Source organism: Bacillus sp. OV322, from assembly GCF_900112495.1.
In the GTDB taxonomy this organism is placed as follows: Bacteria; Bacillota; Bacilli; order Bacillales; family DSM-1321; genus Peribacillus.
On record NZ_FOMA01000005.1, the window covers coordinates 26,123 to 48,299 of the forward strand.

Below are 22,177 nucleotides of genomic sequence, written 5' to 3' on the forward strand. Positions count from 1 at the left end.
GTTTATAGGAGAAATATGCACGGAAACAGCGGGAAAGTCAGCAATATCTCTATATTAAAGGCTAATAAAGATTTTTCTCCTGTTTGTTTATGTGCTAAAATTTAAAGATAAACAGGATTTATGCCTCCTGAACGAGAAATAGAATAAAACTAAGGAGCTGAAAATCATGACAATGAATATTCCAAGCCGGGAAGAAATCGGCCGTATATTAAAAAAGGCCAAGGTAATTGCTGTGGTCGGATTATCAGACAATCCGGAACGTACATCCTATATGGTCTCAAAGGCCATGAAGGATAGCGGATATGAAATCATACCGGTAAATCCCTCTGTCGAAGAAGTTCTTGGAGTGAAAGCAGTTGCTTCCTTAAAAGATATTAAAGGACATGTAGATATTGTGAATGTTTTCCGCCGCTCCGAATACCTGCCGGAGATCGCCAGGGAATTCGACGAAGTCGATGCGGATATATTTTGGGCACAGCTGGGGCTTGAAAATGAAGAAGCGTATAATTTCTTAACAGAAAAAGGTTACACCGTCATCATGGATCGCTGCATCAAAGTGGAACATGCCCTTACAAAGTAAGGCTGAGAGCGGATAAAGCCCCGCTCTTTTTTTATGGACTCCAAATTAAAACAAAAAGCATATTTAGATGCCAAGATGCAAAGGTATAATATACATATCATTGCAGTCATGGTAATCATGATGAAACACAAATAGAACATTTGTTCTTTTTCTTCTTTTGGATTATACTTATCATATAAGAAGTTAATAATATAAAGCCTATTTATTTATGAGTCATATCATACTGAATGATACGGCCCGGAAATGTTGTTGTTGCAAGGAAAGGGGAATTTCTGTGGCAAAGAAAGTTAGTACAATCGAATATAATGATGATGCGATTCAAGTCCTTGAAGGCCTGGAAGCGGTCAGAAAGCGTCCAGGAATGTATATCGGAAGCACCGATGCACGAGGACTTCATCATTTGGTATATGAGATTGTTGATAACTCCGTGGATGAGGCGCTTGCTGGCTACGGAGACCACATCATCGTTAAAATACATAAAGATAACAGTATCAGCGTGACAGATAAGGGCCGGGGAATGCCAACCGGAATGCACAAGCTCGGCAAGCCTACACCAGAAGTCATTTTGACAATCCTTCATGCAGGAGGGAAATTTGGCCAGGGAGGCTATAAAACCAGCGGAGGGCTTCACGGTGTGGGAGCGTCAGTGGTAAACGCCCTCTCGGAATGGCTCGTTGTTACAATTAAGCGGGATGGCTTCATTTACGAACAGCGATTTGAAAATGGAGGCAAACCAGAAACCACTCTGGAGAAAATAGGAAAAACCAATCAGTCGGGAACTAAAATCCATTTTAAACCCGATACATCCATATTTTCGGTTACCGTATATAATTATGAAACACTTTGTGAGCGCCTAAGAGAGTCTGCATTTCTTTTAAAAGGAATGAAGATTGAATTAATAGATGAGCGGAATGATCACCATGATAATTTTTATTATGAAAATGGCATTGAAGCATTTGTAGAATATATAAATGAAGAAAAAGATACCCTTCACAGCGTGGTAAGCTTTGAAGGCGAACAGAACAATATCGAAGTCGATTTTGCCTTTCAGTTTAATGACGGCTATTCAGAAAATATTCTGAGCTTTGTTAACAATGTCCGTACAAAAGATGGAGGCACACATGAAGTCGGGGCTAAAACTGCAATGACCAGGGCTTTTAATGATTATGCCAGAAAAACGGGTCTGCTGAAGGAAAAGGATAAAAATCTGGAAGGCACAGATATAAGGGAAGGCTTATCTGCCATTATTTCCGTCCGGATTCCTGAAGAGCTTCTTCAATTTGAAGGCCAGACAAAAGGGAAGCTTGGAACAAGTGAGGCGCGTTCAGCAGTTGACAGTATTGTCACAGAGCATTTGGCATACTTCTTTGAAGAAGATCCCAATACAAGCAGCTCCTTGATCAAAAAGTCCATTAAAGCGTTTCAGGCCCGTGAAGCGGCAAGGAAAGCCCGTGAAGATGCCCGGAGCGGTAAAAAGAGAAAAAAATCTGATGCTGTTTTATCAGGGAAACTCACGCCCGCCCAATCTAAAAATCCTGAAAAAAATGAATTGTACCTTGTAGAGGGTGATTCGGCAGGAGGTTCTGCCAAGCAGGGCAGAGATCGCCGTTTTCAAGCTGTTCTGCCTCTTCGGGGCAAGGTTATCAATACAGAAAAAGCAAAATTGCAGGATATTTTTAAAAATGAAGAAATCAATACCATTATTCATGCAATAGGAGCTGGGGTAGGCCCGGAATTCAATGTGGAAGATGCCAATTATGATAAAATCGTAATTATGACGGATGCGGATACTGATGGTGCCCATATCCAGGTGCTGCTCCTCACATTCTTCTATAGATATATGAAACCGCTGATTGAAGCAGGCAAGGTATACATTGCGCTTCCTCCTTTGTACAAGGTCAGCAGAGGGACTGGGAAAAAGGAAGTTATTGAATATTCGTGGAGTGATGAAGAACTTCAGGATACAATCAAAAAGGTAGGCAAAGGTTATATGCTACAGCGGTATAAAGGTTTAGGAGAAATGAATGCCGACCAGCTTTGGGAAACCACCATGAACCCTGAGACAAGAACTTTAATACGTGTGAAAATCGATGATGGAGCACGGGCAGAAAGAAGGGTTACGACCCTTATGGGCGACAAAGTAGAGCCGCGCCGAAAATGGATTGAAGCTAATGTAGCGTTTGGTCTCGAAGAAGAGTCGAATATTTTGGATAATGAAAATATGTCGATATCAGAGGAGGTCAAAATTTAATGTCTTTAGAAGAGAAAGTTCGCGATTTGCCCCTTGAAGAGGTTATTGGAGACCGGTTCGGGAGATACAGCAAATATATAATCCAAGACCGTGCACTCCCTGATGCAAGGGACGGGCTAAAGCCGGTTCAGAGGCGCATATTGTATGCAATGCATGTGGAAGGGAATACAAATGATAAAGGTTTTCGAAAATCAGCCAAGACGGTAGGAAACGTAATCGGGAACTATCATCCGCACGGAGATTCATCTGTGTATGATGCCATGGTCAGGATGAGCCAGGAATGGAAGCTTCGAAATGTCATGGTACAGATGCACGGCAACAACGGCAGCCTTGACGGCGATCCGCCAGCAGCAATGCGTTATACAGAAGCAAGGCTATCAGCCATTGCGGCAGAGCTCCTTCGTGATATTGATAAACGGACGGTAGACTTCATTCCCAATTTTGATGATACCTCAAACGAGCCGGTTGTTCTTCCTGCAATGTTCCCTAATTTACTGGTAAATGGATCGACTGGAATTTCAGCAGGCTATGCAACAGAGATTCCCCCTCACCAGCTAGGAGAGGTTATAGACGCTGCCATTATGAGAATGGACAAGCCGGATGTAACTGTCGACGAATTAATGACAGTCATAAAAGGGCCAGACTTTCCGACAGGAGGCATCATTCAGGGGATTGAAGGCATAAAAAAAGCCTATGAAACCGGAAAAGGAAAAATTATTATTCGCGGCAAAGCCGAAGTAGAGAATATGCGCGGAGGCAGGCAGCAGATCGTTGTGACAGAAATCCCTTATGAAGTAAATAAAGCAAATTTGGTCAAAAAAATCGATGAATTCAGGCTCGACCGAAAAGTGGAGGGAATCTCTGAGGTTCGTGATGAATCGGACCGGACCGGATTAAGGATTGTCATAGAATTGAAAAAAGAAGCAGATTCTTCAGGCGTGCTGAATTACCTTTATAAAAATTCAGATCTTCAGATAGCCTATAACTTTAATATGGTGGCCATTTATAAAAAGAGGCCAATGTTAATGAGTCTGCCAAAGCTTCTTGATGCATATATCGGCCATCGTAAAGAGGTTATCCTGAACCGTTCACGCTATGAACTGCAAAAGGCACAGGACAGGGCACATATTGTTGATGGATTGATGAAGGCTTTATCCATTTTAGATGAAGTTATTGCTGTGATCCGTTCATCCAAGGATAAACGGGATGCTAAGGATAACCTGATAAGCAGGTTTCAATTTACAGAACCGCAGGCTGAAGCAATCGTATCCCTGCAGCTTTATCGCCTGACCAATACGGATATCACTGCACTTCAGTCAGAAGCGGAAGAGCTAAACCGCAAGATTCAGGAATTGCAGGCCATTCTTGACAATGAAAAAACACTCTATCAAGTCATTAAAAGAGAATTGAAAAGCATTAAAAAAACATATAACGATACACGCCGTTCCAGAATTGAAAACGAAATAGAAGAAATTAAAATTAATCTGGAAGTATTGGTAGCCAGCGAAGATGTTATGGTCACAGTCACGAAGGAAGGATATGTGAAAAGAACTTCTCTCAGGTCGTATGCCGCCTCAGGGGGTCTGGATTTCGGCATGAAGGACTCTGACAGGCTCCTTCAGAAGACGGAAGCCAATACAACGGATGTTATCCTCCTGTTCACTAACAAAGGGAATTACCTGTACTGTCCAGTTCATATGCTGCCGGATATCCGCTGGAAAGAAACAGGGCAGCATATTGCCAACATTGTGCCAATTAGCCGTGATGAGCAAATAGTTAAAATGATTCCGATTAAGGATTTTGAACAGCAGCAATATTTGTTGTTTGTTACGAAGAACGGAATGGTGAAAAGAACCGAGCTGCGTTCCTATAAAGCTCAGCGTTATTCCAAACCTCTTGTCGGCGTCAACCTGAAAGGCGAGGATGAAATGGCCGATGTGCATCTTACTGATGGAAGCACATCCATTATTATGATCAGCCATTATGGGTTTGCTTTATGGTTTGATGAAGAAGAAGTAGGTGCAGTCGGTGTCAGGGCTGCCGGAGTAAAAGGAATGAACCTAAAAGACGGAGACTACGTCGTTGGCGGCAAGGTGCTTCAAAAGAATTCAGCAGAGGGCATCCTGGTTGTCACCCAGCGAGGCGCGATTAAGAAAATGAAGCTTACTGAATTTGAAAAGTCTTCCCGTGCAAAACGCGGGGTCGTTGTGCTTAGGGAATTAAAGTCACACCCGCACCGGGTCATTGGATTTGAAACCGTTGTAAACAGCGACACCATTTTTATCAGAACGGAAAAGGGGATAATTGAAAGTTCCCATGCTGGAAGTTTAAGGTTCACGGACCGCTATACCAATGGATCGTTTATCATTGATGAAACAGAAAGCGGAAAAGCTGCTGAAATCTGGAAGATCGGTTTAGAAGACCCCAATCCAAACGTCGAACAGTCTTAAGAGATACGGAGCAATAGAGAAGATTCCTGAACAGCATCTACCTGTTCAGGGATTTTTTCATTTATTCCTGATAGATTTGCAAGGGTGATTTTGGCATTCCCGGAACTTGGGACACAATGTACAATATTCTTCCTGAATACGGATTCCTTTTGAGCAGACCTCAATAGGTAATATTGAGAGCGCTTACTATTTTAAAGCACCCTTCCTCGAACCGTATTTTGATACGGAAAACTTTCCAATTCCTGCGTAATTATGCTATAAAAGAAGTATCCAGGAGCATTGAAGGCGCAGTTTTAGCTCGTTTGCACGTGCTGAAAAAAGAGAAAGATAACACATTATAGTTGCCAAAAAAAGCTCTCTTAAAAATGTGAATTTCTGCAGGAAGTGCGGCTGCAAAAATCGAGAGACAATATAAGAGAGCCTTTAAAATAGGGGGAGCATATGAAAAAAACATGGTGGAAAGAAGCAGTCGTTTATCAGGTATACTGGAGGAGTTTTTTTGATTCAAATGGAGATGGAGTAGGAGACATTGAGGGACTGATAGAAAAGCTGGATTATATTAAAAATCTTGGCATAGATGTCATTTGGCTAAATCCAATGTATGAATCACCTGATAAAGACAATGGTTATGATATCTCCAATTACTGCGGAGTCATGGAGAAGGCGGGGAATATGGCCAGTGTTGAAAGCCTGATAAAGGAAGTACACCAGCGCGGGCTGAAAATCATTATGGATCTGGTGGTCAATCATACTTCCGATCATCATCCTTGGTTTTTGGAATCAAAGTCATCTGCAGATAATCCTAAACGAAACTGGTATATTTGGAAAGATTCAAAAGATGGAAGACCACCGAATAATTGGCGCTCCTATTTTGCGCCTTCACCGTGGACTTATGACGAAACATCGGATCAATACTATTTTCATTCATTTGCAAAAGAACAGCCTGATCTGAATTGGGAAAATCCTGATGTCCGACAGGAAATATACCGTATTATGAAATTTTGGCTGGATAAAGGAATTGATGGATTCCGGATGGATGTAATTAATCTGCTTGCAAAGAAGCAAGGATATCCTAATGCTGAAGATCCATTTAATTTATCATACCTGGCAAATAACCCAGGTATCCATGATTATTTACAGGAAATGCACCATATAGTATTAAGCAAATATGATATCATGACGGTTGGCGAAATTCCTTTTGTCAGCCCGCAAGAAGGCTTGTTATATGTAAGTGAAGACCGAAATGAATTAAATACTTTGTTTCACTTTCAAATTGCCGATGAGATGCCAGCATGGGACATGCTCCGATTTAAGCGCATACAAAAGGATTGGTATGAAGGACTTAAGGGGAATGGGTGGAATTCGCAGTTTCTTAACAATCATGATCATACAAGACAAGTTACAAGGTATGGGAATGACAAAGAATACCGTGTGCAGTCAGCAAAGCTGCTGGCAGTCTTAACCCATACACTTCCCGGGACTCCTTATATCTATCAAGGCGAAGAAATCGGCATGACCGGGATACGTTACGATAAGATTGAGGATTATCAGGACATAGCCATGAAAAATAAATATCGTGAAGAAGTGGAAAAAGGGCAGCATCCAGATGAAGTTCTAAGAAGCCTGCAGCCGTTGTCCAGAGACAATTCACGGACTCCCATGCAATGGAATGATGAGGAAAATGCAGGATTTACATCAGGTACTCCATGGATTGGGATTAACCCGAATTATAAAACTATTAACACAGAAAATGAACAGAAGGATCCAATGTCTGTCTTGAATTTTTATAAAAAACTCATTTCCATCCGGAAAGATACAGATGCAATGGTTTATGGAGATTATCATGATCTGACAGAAAATCATGCTGAATTGTATGCATTTACACGAAAATTGGATAATGAAATGATTTTGATCATCTTAAATCATAGCGATAATAAAAATGAGTTTATGCTGCCCGAGGAGTTAGCTGATAAAAATAAAGAGCTGATTCTCGCAAATTATGAATGTGTCAAAGATGAAGCAGAAAAAATTATGTTACATCCACACGAAGCAAGGATATATTCCATCAATCTGTGAAAGATATTTACATGTAAAATCACAAAAAGGCCCCGGATAAATGGGGCCTTTTTCTTACGCACTTTGCTTTAATTGTTCTTTCTTAGTTTTGTTAGTTAAGCTGAACGCCATATATAAAAACACAAGCAGAAAGATTAAGAAGCTGGATAATCCATAAGTAGCGTTATAGCCTATTTCTACTGCAACATTGCCAAGAGTTCCGGCTCCGATTGCCATGCCTAAATCCATGAAGCTCAGGGACATGGCATTTGCTGTCCCTTTCTTTTCAGGGGTTACCCGGCTGACGGCCCATGCCTGGAAGGTGGGCTGCATGATTCCATATGCAATGCCGTAAAAGACGGCTGCTGCAGATAGCATGGCAAAGTTATGTGTGAAAGCAAGGAGGATCAAGCCGATGATACCAGAGACACTTGCAGGATAAATTAGAAGTTTATGTCCGAAGCGGTCATATATTTTACCGGAAAACGGCCTTGTAAATACCATCATTCCAGCTACAATCAGGAAGAATATAGAAACCTTACCTCCGAAATGATTGGCCGCTCCTAAACCATCAATAAAATTCACGATTCCTGAAAAAGTAATATAAAACAGGGCTACAAGCAAACATGGAAGAAAGGCACGTTTATCAAAGGCAAATTCGAAAAGGGACTTGTCCGGAACTGGTTTGGCAGCTGGGGCACCCTGATTGTTTTTGATAAAAAAGCTTCCTGCTGCAGTGAGCAAGGTTATAAAGAGCATTACGGTTAACAGTTTATTGAATGAATATGAATGCAGCATAGAAAGCGCAATCATAGGTCCAAATGTCGTTCCAAGGCTAGTTGCCATTCCAAAATAGCCTATGCCTTCCCCAATTCGGGCAGAAGGTATTAAATTAGTGGCAAACGTCGCAAAAAGTGTAGAGATAATACCGAAAGAAATTCCTTGCAGTATTCTTAGCATTACTAAAATGGAAAAGGTGGCACGTCCAAAACTTAAACCGATTGTAATCAATACAAAAAGTAATGTAACTATTAATGTGGCTTTCATGTTCAGCTTATGCATAAAAATACCGATAAACGGCCTTGTAAATATGGCAGCGAGCATGAAAGAAGTTGTCATCAATCCGCCTTTAGCGGGATCATGTGTAATCTCTCCGACAAAAGCAGGGAAGCCGCCCATAAGTGCCTGAAGGCTAAGGAAAAATAAAAAGGTCATTATAATAATGATAATATATTGCCAGGTCCATAATTTGACAGGTGCTTGCTGTTTCAAAATTTATCCTTCTTTCTTTGATACCGTAAGACAATTTGATGCTTCGTGCTTACTGATATTTCTTTGTATTGTAGCGAGAACATTCATAAAGAAATGAAGATGTTCATCCGTTATTCCCTGCAGTATTTCGCCATACATATTCTCCACTGCAGGCATAGCCGCTTCAACAGTACTTCTTCCTTTTTCAGAGACTTCCACCAGAAAAGATCTTCTGTCTTCGGGATTCGGGATTCTTTTGGCTAAATCGTGTTTTTCAAGCAAATCCAATATTTTTGTTAAGGTAGCTTGATCTTTATCGGTTTTTGCGGATAATTCCTTTTGGCTGAGACTGGATACATATGTTAATTCTTTTAAAACAGTCCATTGCTCAGCTGTAATGTTATATCCCTTCAATACTTTACTTACTAATCCCCGTATTTTTTTGCTGGTTGATGAGGCGGTAAACCCTATCTCATCCTTGAACATGGTCTTTATCCATCCCCCATCTTTTACTTCACCTTTTTATTATACGTGTAAAAATTATAGGTGTAAATATAATTTGTATACTAATTATATTCTAATCTTAAATAAAAAAGCTGTTTTCGTAAACTTTGCTGCTATAAAACATGGGAGCTGTTTTCCGCGGGGGCTAATCTAAGCAAGAGTCTCGCACCTTACGCTCAAATCAACTTGACTTGAAATTGGGAACGCTTCACATAACAAATTAAAAAAACAAAATCTTTAAGAAGAGAACTCTTAAAAAACTTAAAATACATATCCTCTCTGCCTTCCAAGAAGCTATGTTGAAGAATTAATTATAAATATCGGCCGGATTTTTTCATAGATTCTCTTTCTCTGGAAATAATAAGAAACACCATAAGAGCGAAGGGAAGAAAAAAGAATGGATCATTTACTGATTGCCAGGTCTATGTTTGGGACCACGATGGGTTTTCACATTATTTTTGCAACAATAGGAGTAGGTTTGCCATTTATGATTTTGACTGCGGAAATCATGTATCAAAGAAAAAAGGACCTGCATTATGCCGTTATGGCTCAGCGGTGGACAAGGGCGTTCGCAGTATTGCTGGGAGTGGGAATTCCTACTGGGACGATTGCAGGAGTACAGCTGACATTGCTGTGGCCTGGCTTTATGGAGGTGATCGGCAGGGTGATGACGCTGCCATTCCAAATAGAAATTTATGCTTTCTTCGTTGAAGCATTGTTTATGTCTATTTATGTGTATGCTGCAGATAGAGTGGCACCGTGGATGCGGATCGGAAGTTTAAGCCTGGTTGCATTGGGAGCTTTATTTTCTGCTGTACTGATTACAAACGTCCATGCATTTGAAGCGACTCCGACAGGATTCAGAATTGAAAATGGGAAAATTGTGGATGTTCATCCATGGGCCGCCTTTTTCAATCCCAGCTTCCTTGTCACAGCGCTGCATGTTGCACTATCGGCTTATACCACCGGTGCGTTTGTCGTAGCTTCTGTTTCTGCCTATAAAATGATCAAAGCGGGATTTGGTTCTAAAGTGTATGTTTTTCATAAAAAAGCATTAATGCTAAGCGTAGTAGCAGGAGGAATCTTTGCCTTGTTTACAGCATTGAATGGACATGCTTCTGCACAGCATTTATACGAATATCAGCCTGAAAAGCTGGCTGCAGCAGAGGGTCTGTTTGAAACACAGACACATGCTCCGCTTTCAATTGGAGGATTTACAGATGAAAAGACACAGTCTGTGAAATGGGGAATTGAAATCCCGTGGGCATTAAGCTTTTTGGCAGCTAACAGTTTTGATACTAAAGTGACGGGACTGAATGATTTCCCAAAAGAACATTGGCCGCCCCTATTTATACATACCCTATTCAATACAATGGTAGGAATAGGCTCATTGCTGATATTGCTGGCAGCTGCGGTGATTATCTGGGAGAAGTGGTTCAAAAAAGAAAGGTTTCCGCGTTTTCTTATGTGGCTCTTTGTGATTTCCGGCCCTCTTGCAGTTTTATCTATTGAATGCGGATGGATCTTTGCCTGTACGGGGCGCCAGCCGTGGACGATTTATAATTTCCTGACAACGAAAGAGTCGGTTACATCAACATCCAATCTTGGCTTGCTATTTATCTTATTTTTGATTGTTTATCTGATTTTAGCGGTATCTGTACTTTTTGTGCTTATGTATTACTTTAAGCGGCACAGTGCTCTGGATGCCATTCATCAGGCAGAGCAAAAAGACAATCAGGCTCTCGATTCTAATTCTTAAGGAGGATTTATATGTCAGATGCAGTCATAGCCAGTATCGTTCTCTGGGGATTTGTTTTTATATACTCTGTTATGGCAACCATGGATTTTGGCGCAGGATTTTGGTCCATGATTTATTTCAACCGTGAAAAAACAAGAGCCACCAATATTGCCAACAGGTATTTATCGCCGACATGGGAAGTGACCAACACATTTATCGTCGCGCTCGTTGTTGCCATCTATAGTTTGTTTCCCGGTGCAGCTTTTACACTGGGCACAATCCTGCTTTTGCCAGGGAGCCTCATACTTTTGCTGCTTGCCCTGCGAAGCGCCTTTCTGGTTTTCTCTCATATAGCGATTGATTATGAGAAGATTCTGACCTATATTACCGGAATCACCGGGATATTGATTCCGGCACTTTTAATCAGTGTTTTACCTATTACTCATGGCCATTTTGTCACAACGGTAAACGGAAAGCAGACATTGAAGCTGGCTGAGCTTTTTTCCAGTCCGAATGAATATGCTTTTATTGGTTTTGCGATTAGCAGCACGCTGTTTTTGTCATCGCTCCTGCTGTCAGATTACTCAAAGGAAGCGGATGAACTTGAGGCCTTTAAGGTGTATAGAAAGGATGCCATGATTACTGGCCCTATATCTTTATTAATGGCATTTTTGATTATGATTACCTTAAGGAATGAGGAAGCATGGCTGTACAACAAGATGATGGATGATTTGCCTATCCTGTTATTCTCTTTGCTTTTTTTCATAATAGGGGGGCTTGCCTTATATCTGCCGTTTTTTTCAAAGAAAAATATTAAAAGCATGCCAAGGGTTGCTGTCGTTTCAATCACCCTGCAGTATTTACTGGCAAGCTATGTTTACGGAAAAGCGCATTTGCCTTATATGGTTTATCCCGATGTGACCATTCACTCTGGCTTTACGGACCCCAATTCTTTTAGAGCTGTTTTTGCCACATATATCGTCGGCTTTGCGATATTATTTCCTGGGTTCTTCTATTTTTGGAGAATGTTCATGAAGGACAATCGATATTTAAAGCAGAAGGAAGCGAATAAATAGTATTTATCCTTTATCTGAAAGGAATGATACGATGAAACCAAGAAAAGCCCACCTTATTTCCAGTTATCTTATCCTTTTCGTTTTTGCCATTTTCAGTTATCCGGCATCTGCCGAGAAAACTCTTTCTGATAATGGGGAATTGCTGGTTTCCAAAGAAAAGGATGTAACAGGTGATGGAATCCCTGATAAAATAGCCATTTCAGGAATACCATATGATGCAAAAAGCCAATTTCAAAAGAAAATGTTTATATCGGTCACTTCTCCGCCGGACTTTTTAAAGGTACCCCTTGAGGGAGGATACAACCCTTCTTTATTATTTGCCGATTTTAACGGAGACCATGTTTGTGATGTTTTTGCACAAGCAGACACAGGCGGGAGCGGGGGAACTGTCAAAGGATATTCTTTCAGTTTTAAAGGAGGCCGTGTGAGGGACTTAAAGGTCCCGCCGCCTGTTAGTGCCGGAGGGGAGTTTTTGGACGGATATCTCGCTAAGGTTACCTTGAAGAATCATAAACCGGTAATCATTGATGTATCCTCCCGAAAGCAGGAATATGAGAGGCTTGGCATTTATCAAAAGGGCCGTTTGAATGAACCTGCCGAACTTCTTATCGACCCATATTCTTCTATGAAAATTATCAACGTAAGCGGAAACAAAAAGGGTATCAGGGGCATCCAAAGAATAAGCGGTGCTTACCATGCAGATGCGTTGGCCGAGGTGATATCCGATTGGGAATACACCAATGGCAAGTGGCAAATGATTTCAGCGGAGATCAAGAAAATATAGGGCAGATATTAACCGTTTTTGGGCATTTGGCATAGGATGAGGTAAACCCGGAATTAAAAAGGAGAATGGCCTCCCATGACCTTCAATCCAGAAAAACTGCTTGTCACCTATAGACCTCCTGCGACAAAAAGCATGCCGGCAGAAGGCAGGAAATATACACTTACACATTCTGATGCAACAGGTGAGCTGTTTCTTGGCATCGGCACTTCGTATGACAAAGGCAGCATTAATCCGAAGCTGAGAGATGAATTCCTTGCAGAATGGCAGCCTCGTCTTGGACAATTCTTGCTTTCAGGCAATGTTTATATCAGCAGCGGAGAATTTGATGAAAATATATCAAGAGTGCGATATATGGTTTTTAAGAAGGAAATACCGACAGCTCTGGAAGCGATCATACATGGAGACAGAGTATTTTTCCAGCATTTTCCCTGGCTGGTGGACAGCCCGATTTATGTGACCTTTGAATCGGTTTTCCCGGAATTCAATAAAGTAATGTATTATGGGACCCCGCGCCAATATATGGGCGGAAAAAAGAAAATGAATGTGTAGCTCCCAGTATGCCTGCTGATATCAGCAGGCATTTTTAGTGCGGTTGAGGCAGAGTAACCATTTCTTAAAATTTTATTTATTTTAACAATTAAGAAATTGACTTATTTTCAGTTTATTTGTTAATATAAATTTATCGCTGGCAATTCTTCATTAGCCAAACCATATGCCTGCATGGCAGGGGGAGCGGATGCCCTACGGATTTAAAAGAAAGAATCATCGAAACATCACTTCATCTTTTTGAGGAATATGGCTATCATGGTGTTACGGTTAATACAATTGTCAAGGAATGCGGTACAAGCAAGGGAGGCTTTTATCATCATTTCCAGTCGAAAGACGAGCTATTGTTTGTCATTCATGATGTGTTCATTACATATGTTTTAACAAAGGCGCAGGAAGCAATAGCCGCAAGTGCATCTCCAGCAAAAAAAATGACAATGATCATAAAGTCTTTTGTAAAAGTGTTTGACCTCTATAAACCCCACATCTCGGTATTTTATCAGGAAAGCATGTATTTGAAGCCTCAATATGAAGCAGCAATAAGACGAAAACGGAAAAGTTATAAAGAAATGATCTTTGCGGTAATCCAGGAAGGCAAGGAACTGGGGGTCTTCAGGCCAGAGCTGCCGGTAGAAATAACAGGCATGAGCATACTGGGCATGGTGAATTGGTCATATAAATGGTACAAAAAAGACGGAGAAAAAACGATAGATGAAATTGGTGACATCTTTGTCGATTTGATTCTGCAGTCTCTGCTGACGGACCAAGCAAAGAAAAAAGAGCAGTAAAGTGATAATTTCTCTGAAAGCTTTTGTTTTCAATTTAATTTAAGCGCTTACATTTGACTTCAGCAGACCAACCGGTCGGTCTTGAAGGACATACAATATACCTGAGGAGGATTTTTATGAATTTTGAACTTACAAAAGAACAGCAAATGATTAAAGAAATGGTACGGGACTTTGCTGAAAAAGAAATTAAGCCTAAAGCGATTGAACTTGATCAGCATTCCCGTTTCAGTGAAGATATTTTTAAAAAAATCGGAGAGTTAGGACTGCTTGGCATTCCGTTTCCTGAAGAATATGGAGGCTCTGGCGGCGACACAGTCTCATATGCCATTGCGGTGGAAGAAATCGGGAAAGCATGCGGAGGAACTGGCTTAAGCTATGCGGCTGCAGTTTCCTTGGGATCCAGCCCGATTTACTACTTTGGGACTGAAGAGCAAAAACAAAAATATTTGGTGCCTCTTGCAAAAGGAGAGGAACTGGCTTCGTTTGGACTGACAGAGCCTAATGCAGGATCTGATGCAGGGGGGACCAGGACACGTGCAGTGCTTGAAGGCGATGAGTATGTGCTGAACGGCGAAAAATGCTGGATAACAAATGCCAGCTACGCAAGCACCATTACGGTTACAGCAGTTTCCGGAAAAGACAGCAGAGGGAAAAACATTATTTCAGCATTTCTCGTTCCGACAGATACGAAAGGGCTGACCATAAACTCTAATTATGAAAAGATGGGAGTAAGGGCTTCAAATACCTGTGAAATCATACTTCAGGATGTCAGGGTGCCAAAGGAAAATATCCTTGGAGATCCGGAAAAAGGTTTTAAGCAATTTTTATATACTCTGGATGGCGGAAGGATCTCTATTGCGGCTCTTGCAGTTGGTATTGCCCAGGCAGCATTTGAGAGGGCACTATCATTTGCTAAGGAACGCCAGCAATTCGGCCAGCCGATTTCCAAGTTCCAGGCCATCCAATTTAAACTTGCCGATATGGCCATGGAAATAGAATTGGCGAGAAACATGGTCTATAAAGCAGCCTGGCTGAAGGATCAAAAGAAGCCTTTTACTAAAGAGTCGGCATATGCAAAGCTTTACGCTTCCGAAATGGCATTTCGTACAGCGAATCAAGCCATCCAGATTCACGGCGGTTCAGGATACATGCGTGAATATGAAGTGGAAAGGTATTTAAGGGATGCCAAACTCCTTGAAATAGGGGAAGGAACTTCGGAAATCCAGAGAATCGTCATTGCCAGGCAGTTAGGCTGCTGATCCTGCTCATCAGTAAGGAGAATCTTAGATTGAAATTATATAAGCCCCCAAAAAATTGACAGCTTCCGCTTCGACAGACGTCTCTGCAAATAATCACTGAAAAGGAGGATTTTAATGTCTGAATTGTTGCGTGTAACGGTTGGAGAATTGCTGGAAAACACTGCCAGGGAGGCAGGGGAAAAAGAAGCGGTTGTCTATCACGATCTGGGCTTGCGTTATACTTACAGCCAATTTGAAAAGATTTGCCGGCAGGCTGCCAGAGGGTTTATGTCACTTGGAATTGAAAAGGGAGACCATATCGCAATTTGGGCTTCCAACAAGCCTGAGTGGCTGATTTCTCAATTTTCAACAGGAAAAATGGGCGGTGTACTGGTTACGGTCAATACGAATTACCGAAAAAGCGAGCTTGAATATCTGCTGGAACAATCCGACTCGGGCACGCTGATATTAATGGAACAATTCAAGGATCATTCATACATTGATACCCTTTACGAAATTGTGCCTGAGCTTCGTACCTGTCAGCCTGGAAAGCTGCAATCTGAAAAGCTGCCTCAATTAAAGAATGTAATTGTGCTTTCAGACAATGCGTACCCAGGAACTTTTTCATGGGATGATCTCTTAAGAGGTGCAGCTTCGGTTACAGAAGAGATGCTGGATTTTCGGATGAGGACGATGAATCCGGACGATGTGATTAACATGCAGTATACATCAGGTACGACAGGATTCCCCAAGGGAGTGATGCTTACACACTCAAACCTGGTGAATAATGGGCATAGCATCGGTTCCTGCATGAAATTGACTAAGGAAGACCGTCTGTGCATCCCTGTTCCTTTCTTTCACTGCTTCGGGTGTGTGCTCGGGACGATGGCATGTGTGGCCTGGGGTGCAGCAATGGTCCCCGTTGAGGAATTTAATCCCAGAACAGTGCTTAAAACGGTTCAAAATGAAAAATGCACAGGACTGCATGGAGTTCCTACTATGTTTATTGCGGAACTCAATCTTTTGGACTTCGATCAATATGATCTCACAAGTTTGCGCACTGGCATCATGGCAGGTTCAAACTGCCCGATAGAGGTCATGAAAAATGTGGTGGGGAAAATGGGAGCAAATGAAATCATAATCATATACGGACAGACTGAGTCATCGCCTGGGATAACGGGAACGAGAAGTGATGATGATATAGAACTTCGGGTTTCCTCTGTAGGAAGGGCGCTACCGCATGTTGAAGTGAAAATCATGCTGCCTGGAACAGATCAGGAAGCTGAAAGAGGAGAGCAGGGCGAACTATGCACCAGGGGATACCATGTTATGAAGGGATATTACAAAAATCCCGATGCAACAAAGTCTGCCGTCGATAAAGCTGGCTGGCTTCACACAGGAGATTTAGCAGTAATGGACAAAAATGGCTATTGTAAGATTACCGGACGTTTGAAGGATGTAATCATTCGGGGCGGCGAAAATGTGTATCCCCGTGAAGTGGAAGAGTTCATTTACCAGCATCCAAGTGTGATGGATGTACAAGTAATTGGTGTACCTGATCAAAAATATGGAGAAGAACTGATGGCATGGATTATTCCTAAAGAAAATTCCGGGCTTACGGCAGAAGAAATTCAAAACTATTGTAAGGGAAATATATCAAAACACAAAATTCCAAGATATATAGAATTTACGAAAGAATATCCTATGACGGCTTCCGGAAAAATTCAGAAGTATAAGCTGCGGGAGCAGTCTAAAAATGTTTTAGGACAATATCATTAACAATTCCGTGAGCAAAGGGTCCTATAAGATTAATTCCAAAAACCGGAAGGAGGATGTCAATTGATTGAAAAAATACTGATTGCAAACAGAGGAGAAATTGCCTCAAGAATAATCCGGACATGCAAAAAAATGGAAATCCGCACTGTGGCTGTCCATTCAGAAGCAGATACAGATGCCCCTTTTGTAAAGGAAGCGGATGAGGCTTTCCTTTTAGGAGGCTCCAAGGTACAGGAAAGTTATTTAAACATAGAGAGAATTATGGAAGCGGCAAAAACTTTTAAATGTGATGCCATTCACCCGGGATACGGTTTTTTAAGCGAAAACAGAGAATTTGCGGAAATCTGTGAAAAAGAGGGATTAATTTTCATAGGGCCTAAACCCGAAGTGATTGAAAAGATGGGTAATAAAGTTGAATCCAGAAAGACAATGGAACAGGCAGGACTTCCGCTGGTACCGGGGATTTCGAGGCCGCTTGAAAATGCGGAAGAAGCTATAAGGGCAGCAGAATCCATTGGCTATCCCATTATGCTGAAGGCATCAGCTGGCGGCGGCGGAATAGGCATGCAGGCCGTTTCTGATGAAGCGGAACTTAGAAAAGCATTTGAAGGCAACCAGAAAAGGGCTTTAATGTTTTTCGGCAATGGTGACATGTTTATTGAAAAAAGGATAGTAAAGCCCCGTCATATTGAAATACAGGTGCTGGCAGACCATTATGGAGAATCTGTTTATCTATTGGAAAGAGAGTGTTCCATTCAGCGCAGGCATCAAAAGGTTCTGGAAGAGGCTCCGTCACCTTTCCTTAATGAAGTTACCCGCAAGAAGATGGGGGAGGCTGCTTTAAAGGCGGTTCAAGCCATCGGGTATACCAATGCAGGCACACTTGAATTTTTAGTGGATGAAAATCAGGACTTTTTCTTTTTGGAAATGAACACCCGGCTTCAGGTAGAGCATCCGGTCACAGAAGAAATAACGGGACTGGACTTAGTGGAGCAGCAGATTAGGATTGCTTCTGGGGAGAAGCTTGCATTTACCCAGAAAGATGTTAAAAGAACAGGGCATGCCATAGAAGCCAGGATTTACGCGGAAGACCCGAATACATTTTTTCCATCACCAGGGAAGATAACAAGTCTTAAACTTCCTTCAGGAAATAATATACGCCATGAATTGGCGATCCACTCGTCTTCTGCGGTATCTCCATTCTATGATCCTATGATTGCGAAGCTTGTTGTAAAGGGGGCTTCAAGAAAAGAAGCAATCAAGGAAATGAAGGATGCACTGGATAACTATGAAATTACCGGTATTAAAACGAATATACCTATGCTAAAACAGATTATTTCTCATGAAGCATTCGCAAATGGAGACACCACAACAGATTATATTGAAAAATACTATAAAAAATCATCGCCGACAACATAAGAAATGGGGGATTCAAAGATGGAAGAAATTAAAGCAAGCATGGCTGGAAGCGTATGGAAGATTGTGGTTTCAGAAAATGAAAAGGTAGAAGAAGGCCAGGATATCATTATTCTGGAATCTATGAAAATGGAAATTCCAATTTCTGCTGAGTCAAACGGCAATATTAAAGAATTAAAAGTAAGTGAAGGGGACTTTGTGAACGAGGGAGACATACTCGCTATTATTGAATAAATAGAGCGGAGGAAAACAATGAAATGGCCAGAAAAAGTAACAATTAAAGAGGTTGGGCCAAGAGATGGGCTTCAGAATGAAAAAGCTATTGTCTCTACAGAAAGGAAGATAGACTGGATCAACGCTCTATCAGAAACAGGCCTTACTTATATCGAGGCAACTTCCTTTGTCAGGCCGAGCTGGATTCCCCAGCTTGGCGATGCAGCAGAAGTGGCAGCAGGCATCAAGAGATATCAGGGTATTGTATATGCTGCCCTTGTGCCGAATATGAAAGGATTGGAAGCTGCCTTAAACGCTGGTATGGATGAAATATCAGTTTTTATGTCAGCTTCCGAGACTCACAACAAAAAAAATATCAATAAATCAATTTCAGAAACCTTTCCAGTCTTAAAAGAAGTGGCAGAGACTGCTCAGAAGCATGGCAAGACTGTCAGGGGGTACGTATCAACTGTATTTGGCTGCCCTTATGAAGGGAAAGTACCTCTTGACCAGGTATTCAGGGTGTGCGAGGAACTCTTTAGTATGGGGATCAGCGAGCTCTCTCTTGGGGATACAATAGGAATCGCCAATCCAAGACAGGTTGAGGAGGTTCTCAGGCAAACACTTGCAAGATTTGATAAAAGTAAATTAGCGCTGCATTTTCATGATACACATGGAATGGCACTTGCAAATGTACTGAAGTCCCTTGATTTTGGAATAGAAACTTTTGATGCTTCTCTTGGCGGCCTTGGAGGCTGTCCATATGCACCAGGTGCAAGCGGCAACCTCGCAACAGATGACCTTGTCCATATGCTTGAAAATATGGGGATTAAAACGGGCATTGACTCAAGGAAACTGATGAAAGCGGCACATATCATGCAAAATGAACTGGATAAACCGCTGCCGAGCCACCAGATGGCCATTTATAATCAATTAAATGAATCAGCTAAATAATTGCGCGGCAGTATTTGAAAGGAGCATAGTATGGTGCAATCTGTTGAATTAAATAAGGATCAATCTGGAATAGCGGTTATGAGTTTGAATCGTTCAAAGGCTGCTAATGCATTATCAAGACAAATGTTGAATGAAATGAAGGCTGCTTTGCAGAGTATTCATGAAGATGAGTTCATTCGCTGTCTTATACTGACGGGATCAGGAGAAAAAGTTTTTTGTGCAGGAGCAGATTTAAAGGAACGTGCCGGTATGAATGAGCTTGAAGTAAGGAATACAGTGGCCCTGATCCGTGAAACCATTAATAGGGTGGAGGAGCTCCCTGTTCCGGTGATTTGTGCAATGAATGGCTCTGCTTTTGGAGGAGGGCTTGAGCTTGCACTTGCCAGTGATATCCGCATTGCCTCAAGCCATTCCAGCTTTGGGCTTACCGAGACTTCACTTGGAATCATTCCGGGTGCAGGAGGAACACAAAGGCTTCCGCGGCTTATCGGACTTGCAAAGGCAAAAGAACTGATATTTACAGCAAGAAGAATTGATGCAAAAGAAGCAGAACGTATAGGCTTAATCAGCAAAACCGCAAGTAAAGAAAGTCTGATGGAAGAAGCCTTTACCCTTGCCCGTGAAATCGCCGGAAATGCTCCGCTTGCCTTGAGGGCATCAAAAAAAGCGATCAACCAGGGTGCTGAGACAGGCCTGCAGGCAGGTTTAAAAATTGAAGAGCTATGCTACGGAACTATTATTGATACGAATGACAGGCTGGAAGGGCTTCAAGCATTTAAAGAAAAACGCAAGCCTGTTTATACAGGCCATTAATAGAGGAGCTGTCACGATGTCAACATTACTTGGAAAACTGAATGAAACTGTCGAGAAAATCAGTCAGGGCGGGCATGAGAAGTATCATGAAAAAAATGCAGAAAAAGGTAAACTGTTTGTCCGTAAAAGACTTGAACTCTTATTCGATGAAGGAATAGAGATCGAAGATGCATTTTTTGCGAATTGTGCCAGTGAGGGGCTTCCTGCAGACGGAGTTGTAACAGGGATAGGGAAGATCAATGGCCAGACGGTTTGTGTGATGGCTAATGATTCTACTGTTAAAGCAGGATCATGGGGGGCCCGAACGGTTGAAAAGATCATCAGGATACAGGAAACCGCTGAAAAACTTCACGTTCCACTTTTATATCTGGTCGATTCAGCTGGTGCAAGAATCACTGATCAAGTAGAAATGTTTCCTGGCAGAAGGGGAGCAGGCCGGATTTTTTATAATCAGGTAAAGCTTTCCGGAAAAATACCTCAAATCTGCCTTCTTTTTGGTCCATCTGCTGCAGGCGGAGCGTATATCCCTGCGTTTTGTGACATTGTTGTGATGGTGGAAGGAAATGCTTCCATGTATCTCGGCTCGCCGCGCATGGCTGAAATGGTCATTGGCGAGAAAGTAAGCGAGGAAGAAATGGGCGGGGCTAAGATGCATTGTTCAGTTTCAGGATGCGGAGATGTACTGGTTAAGTCTGAAGAAGAAGCAATTGGGTATGCAAGACGCTATCTATCCTATTTCCCCTCAAACTATCAGCAAAAACCTGAACCCGTTGAAGCTGTGCTTCCGAATGAATATGAAAAAACATTAAAAGATATCATCCCATCAAACCAGAACGCCCCATTCAATATGTATGATCTGATCAATCGGCTAATTGACAGGGATTCGTTCTGTGAAATCAAAAAACTGTTTGCCCCAGAGCTTATTACAGGCTTAGCCCGTTTACATGGACAGACAATCGGAATCATTGCCAATCAGCCAAGAGTAAAGGGCGGGGTACTGTTCCATGATTCTGCAGACAAAGCAGCCAAATTCATAACTTTATGTGATGCCTTTCATATTCCACTCCTCTTTTTAGCCGATATTCCAGGTTTCATGATTGGGACCAAGGTAGAACAAGCTGGAATTATCCGGCACGGAGCAAAAATGATTTCCGCGATGAGCGAAGCAACCGTTCCAAAAATCTCAGTTGTTGTAAGGAAAGCTTATGGAGCAGGATTATATGCGATGGCAGGCCCTGCTTTTGAACCTGACTGCTGCCTTGCACTTCCATCTGCTTCAATTGCTGTAATGGGCCCTGAAGCTGCTGTGAATGCAGTGTATGCAAACAAAATAAATGCTCTTCCGCCTGAAGAGAGAGCAGCATTTATTGAATTGAAACGTGAAGAGTACAGGAAGGATATCGACATATACCGCCTTGCATCTGAAATGATCGTTGACAGCATTGTACAGCCGGATGAGCTGAGAAATGAATTGATCAAGCGTTTTGAAACATACAGCACAAAACAGCAGACCTTTACAGAAAGAAAGCATGGTGTCTATCCAGTCTGATGCTTTGACTTCAAAACCCGGCAGCTATGCCGGGTTTTTCCACATTGAACAGAAATTAATTTTAGATAGGGTATGGTTTGGCATACATATTGTTTCGTCCGTTGAAAAATTTTAAAAAAGAGTATACTATATGTACTAATTAAAAAAACTCTGTTAATTCAGGACTGTGATACTGCTGCATTTTGGGTGGGCTTG

At 41.8% G+C, this 22,177-nt stretch carries 18 protein-coding genes; 16 read left to right on the forward strand and 2 right to left on the reverse strand.

Translation table 11 applies throughout. From position 1 onward, the window contains the following. Positions 1-166: 166 nt before the first annotated feature. From BM126_RS12860 to BM126_RS12875, 4 genes are all read left to right on the forward strand, one after another. Positions 167-580: a CoA-binding protein gene (locus tag BM126_RS12860; protein ID WP_071352377.1), complete on the forward strand. Its 414-nt coding sequence runs from the start codon at positions 167-169 to the stop codon at positions 578-580. Positions 581-875: 295 nt separating this feature from the next. Next, positions 876-2,831: a DNA topoisomerase IV subunit B gene (gene parE, locus BM126_RS12865; RefSeq protein ID WP_371261455.1), complete on the forward strand. Its 1,956-nt coding sequence runs from the start codon at positions 876-878 to the stop codon at positions 2,829-2,831. Beyond that, positions 2,831-5,281 carry a DNA topoisomerase IV subunit A gene (parC, locus tag BM126_RS12870; protein WP_090989876.1) on the forward strand — a complete coding sequence of 817 codons (2,451 nt, stop codon included), beginning with the start codon at positions 2,831-2,833 and terminating at the stop codon, positions 5,279-5,281. The genes parE and parC overlap by 1 nt, the downstream gene beginning before the upstream one ends. A gap of 441 nt (positions 5,282-5,722) precedes the next feature. Beyond that, positions 5,723-7,357 carry a glycoside hydrolase family 13 protein gene (locus BM126_RS12875; protein WP_090989877.1) on the forward strand — a complete coding sequence of 545 codons (1,635 nt, stop codon included), beginning with the start codon at positions 5,723-5,725 and terminating at the stop codon, positions 7,355-7,357. Positions 7,358-7,411: 54 nt separating this feature from the next. Here the strand turns inward: BM126_RS12875 and BM126_RS12880 are convergent, their stop codons facing one another. Continuing rightward, positions 7,412-8,608 (reverse strand): MFS transporter, encoded by a 1,197-nt coding sequence (locus BM126_RS12880; RefSeq protein ID WP_256213091.1) that lies wholly within the window; start codon positions 8,606-8,608, stop codon positions 7,412-7,414. Between the two features lie 3 nt (positions 8,609-8,611). Beyond that, complete coding sequence (locus BM126_RS12885) at positions 8,612-9,073, reverse strand: MarR family winged helix-turn-helix transcriptional regulator (RefSeq protein ID WP_090989878.1); 462 nt, start codon at positions 9,071-9,073, stop codon at positions 8,612-8,614. Positions 9,074-9,488: 415 nt separating this feature from the next. Here BM126_RS12885 and BM126_RS12890 point away from each other — a divergent pair, with 415 nt between their 5' ends. The 12 genes from BM126_RS12890 to BM126_RS12945 all read left to right on the forward strand — a co-directional run bounded on the left by BM126_RS12890 (position 9,489) and on the right by BM126_RS12945 (position 21,982). Next, a complete protein-coding gene (locus tag BM126_RS12890; protein ID WP_090989879.1) occupies positions 9,489-10,850 on the forward strand; it encodes a cytochrome ubiquinol oxidase subunit I in 1,362 nt (453 codons plus the stop codon). Between the two features lie 11 nt (positions 10,851-10,861). Continuing rightward, positions 10,862-11,905: a cytochrome d ubiquinol oxidase subunit II gene (locus BM126_RS12895; protein WP_090989880.1), complete on the forward strand. Its 1,044-nt coding sequence runs from the start codon at positions 10,862-10,864 to the stop codon at positions 11,903-11,905. A gap of 31 nt (positions 11,906-11,936) precedes the next feature. Further along, positions 11,937-12,689 carry a hypothetical protein gene (locus BM126_RS12900; protein ID WP_090989881.1) on the forward strand — a complete coding sequence of 251 codons (753 nt, stop codon included), beginning with the start codon at positions 11,937-11,939 and terminating at the stop codon, positions 12,687-12,689. Between the two features lie 75 nt (positions 12,690-12,764). Then, a complete protein-coding gene (locus BM126_RS12905) occupies positions 12,765-13,238 on the forward strand; it encodes a staygreen family protein (protein WP_090989882.1) in 474 nt (157 codons plus the stop codon). Between the two features lie 167 nt (positions 13,239-13,405). Further along, positions 13,406-14,023, forward strand: coding sequence for a TetR/AcrR family transcriptional regulator (locus BM126_RS12910; RefSeq protein ID WP_090989883.1), 618 nt, complete (start codon positions 13,406-13,408; stop codon positions 14,021-14,023). A gap of 116 nt (positions 14,024-14,139) precedes the next feature. Beyond that, the gene (locus tag BM126_RS12915) at positions 14,140-15,282 is read left to right on the forward strand and encodes an acyl-CoA dehydrogenase (protein WP_090989884.1); all 1,143 of its coding nucleotides are present in this window, start codon (positions 14,140-14,142) and stop codon (positions 15,280-15,282) included. A 123-nt stretch (positions 15,283-15,405) separates the two neighbouring features. Next, positions 15,406-17,040 carry an AMP-binding protein gene (locus BM126_RS12920; protein ID WP_090990292.1) on the forward strand — a complete coding sequence of 545 codons (1,635 nt, stop codon included), beginning with the start codon at positions 15,406-15,408 and terminating at the stop codon, positions 17,038-17,040. Positions 17,041-17,100: 60 nt separating this feature from the next. Next, entirely contained in the window at positions 17,101-18,456 is a 1,356-nt protein-coding gene (locus tag BM126_RS12925) for an acetyl-CoA carboxylase biotin carboxylase subunit (protein ID WP_090989885.1), read from the forward strand. An 18-nt stretch (positions 18,457-18,474) separates the two neighbouring features. Beyond that, the gene (locus tag BM126_RS12930; RefSeq protein ID WP_090989886.1) at positions 18,475-18,687 is read left to right on the forward strand and encodes an acetyl-CoA carboxylase biotin carboxyl carrier protein subunit; all 213 of its coding nucleotides are present in this window, start codon (positions 18,475-18,477) and stop codon (positions 18,685-18,687) included. A gap of 18 nt (positions 18,688-18,705) precedes the next feature. Then, positions 18,706-19,620, forward strand: a complete 915-nt coding sequence (locus tag BM126_RS12935; RefSeq protein ID WP_090989887.1) for a hydroxymethylglutaryl-CoA lyase — start codon at positions 18,706-18,708, stop codon at positions 19,618-19,620. Between the two features lie 30 nt (positions 19,621-19,650). Beyond that, complete coding sequence (locus tag BM126_RS12940; protein WP_090989888.1) at positions 19,651-20,433, forward strand: enoyl-CoA hydratase; 783 nt, start codon at positions 19,651-19,653, stop codon at positions 20,431-20,433. Between the two features lie 16 nt (positions 20,434-20,449). Further along, a complete protein-coding gene (locus tag BM126_RS12945) occupies positions 20,450-21,982 on the forward strand; it encodes an acyl-CoA carboxylase subunit beta (protein WP_090989889.1) in 1,533 nt (510 codons plus the stop codon). Positions 21,983-22,177 lie beyond the last annotated feature (195 nt).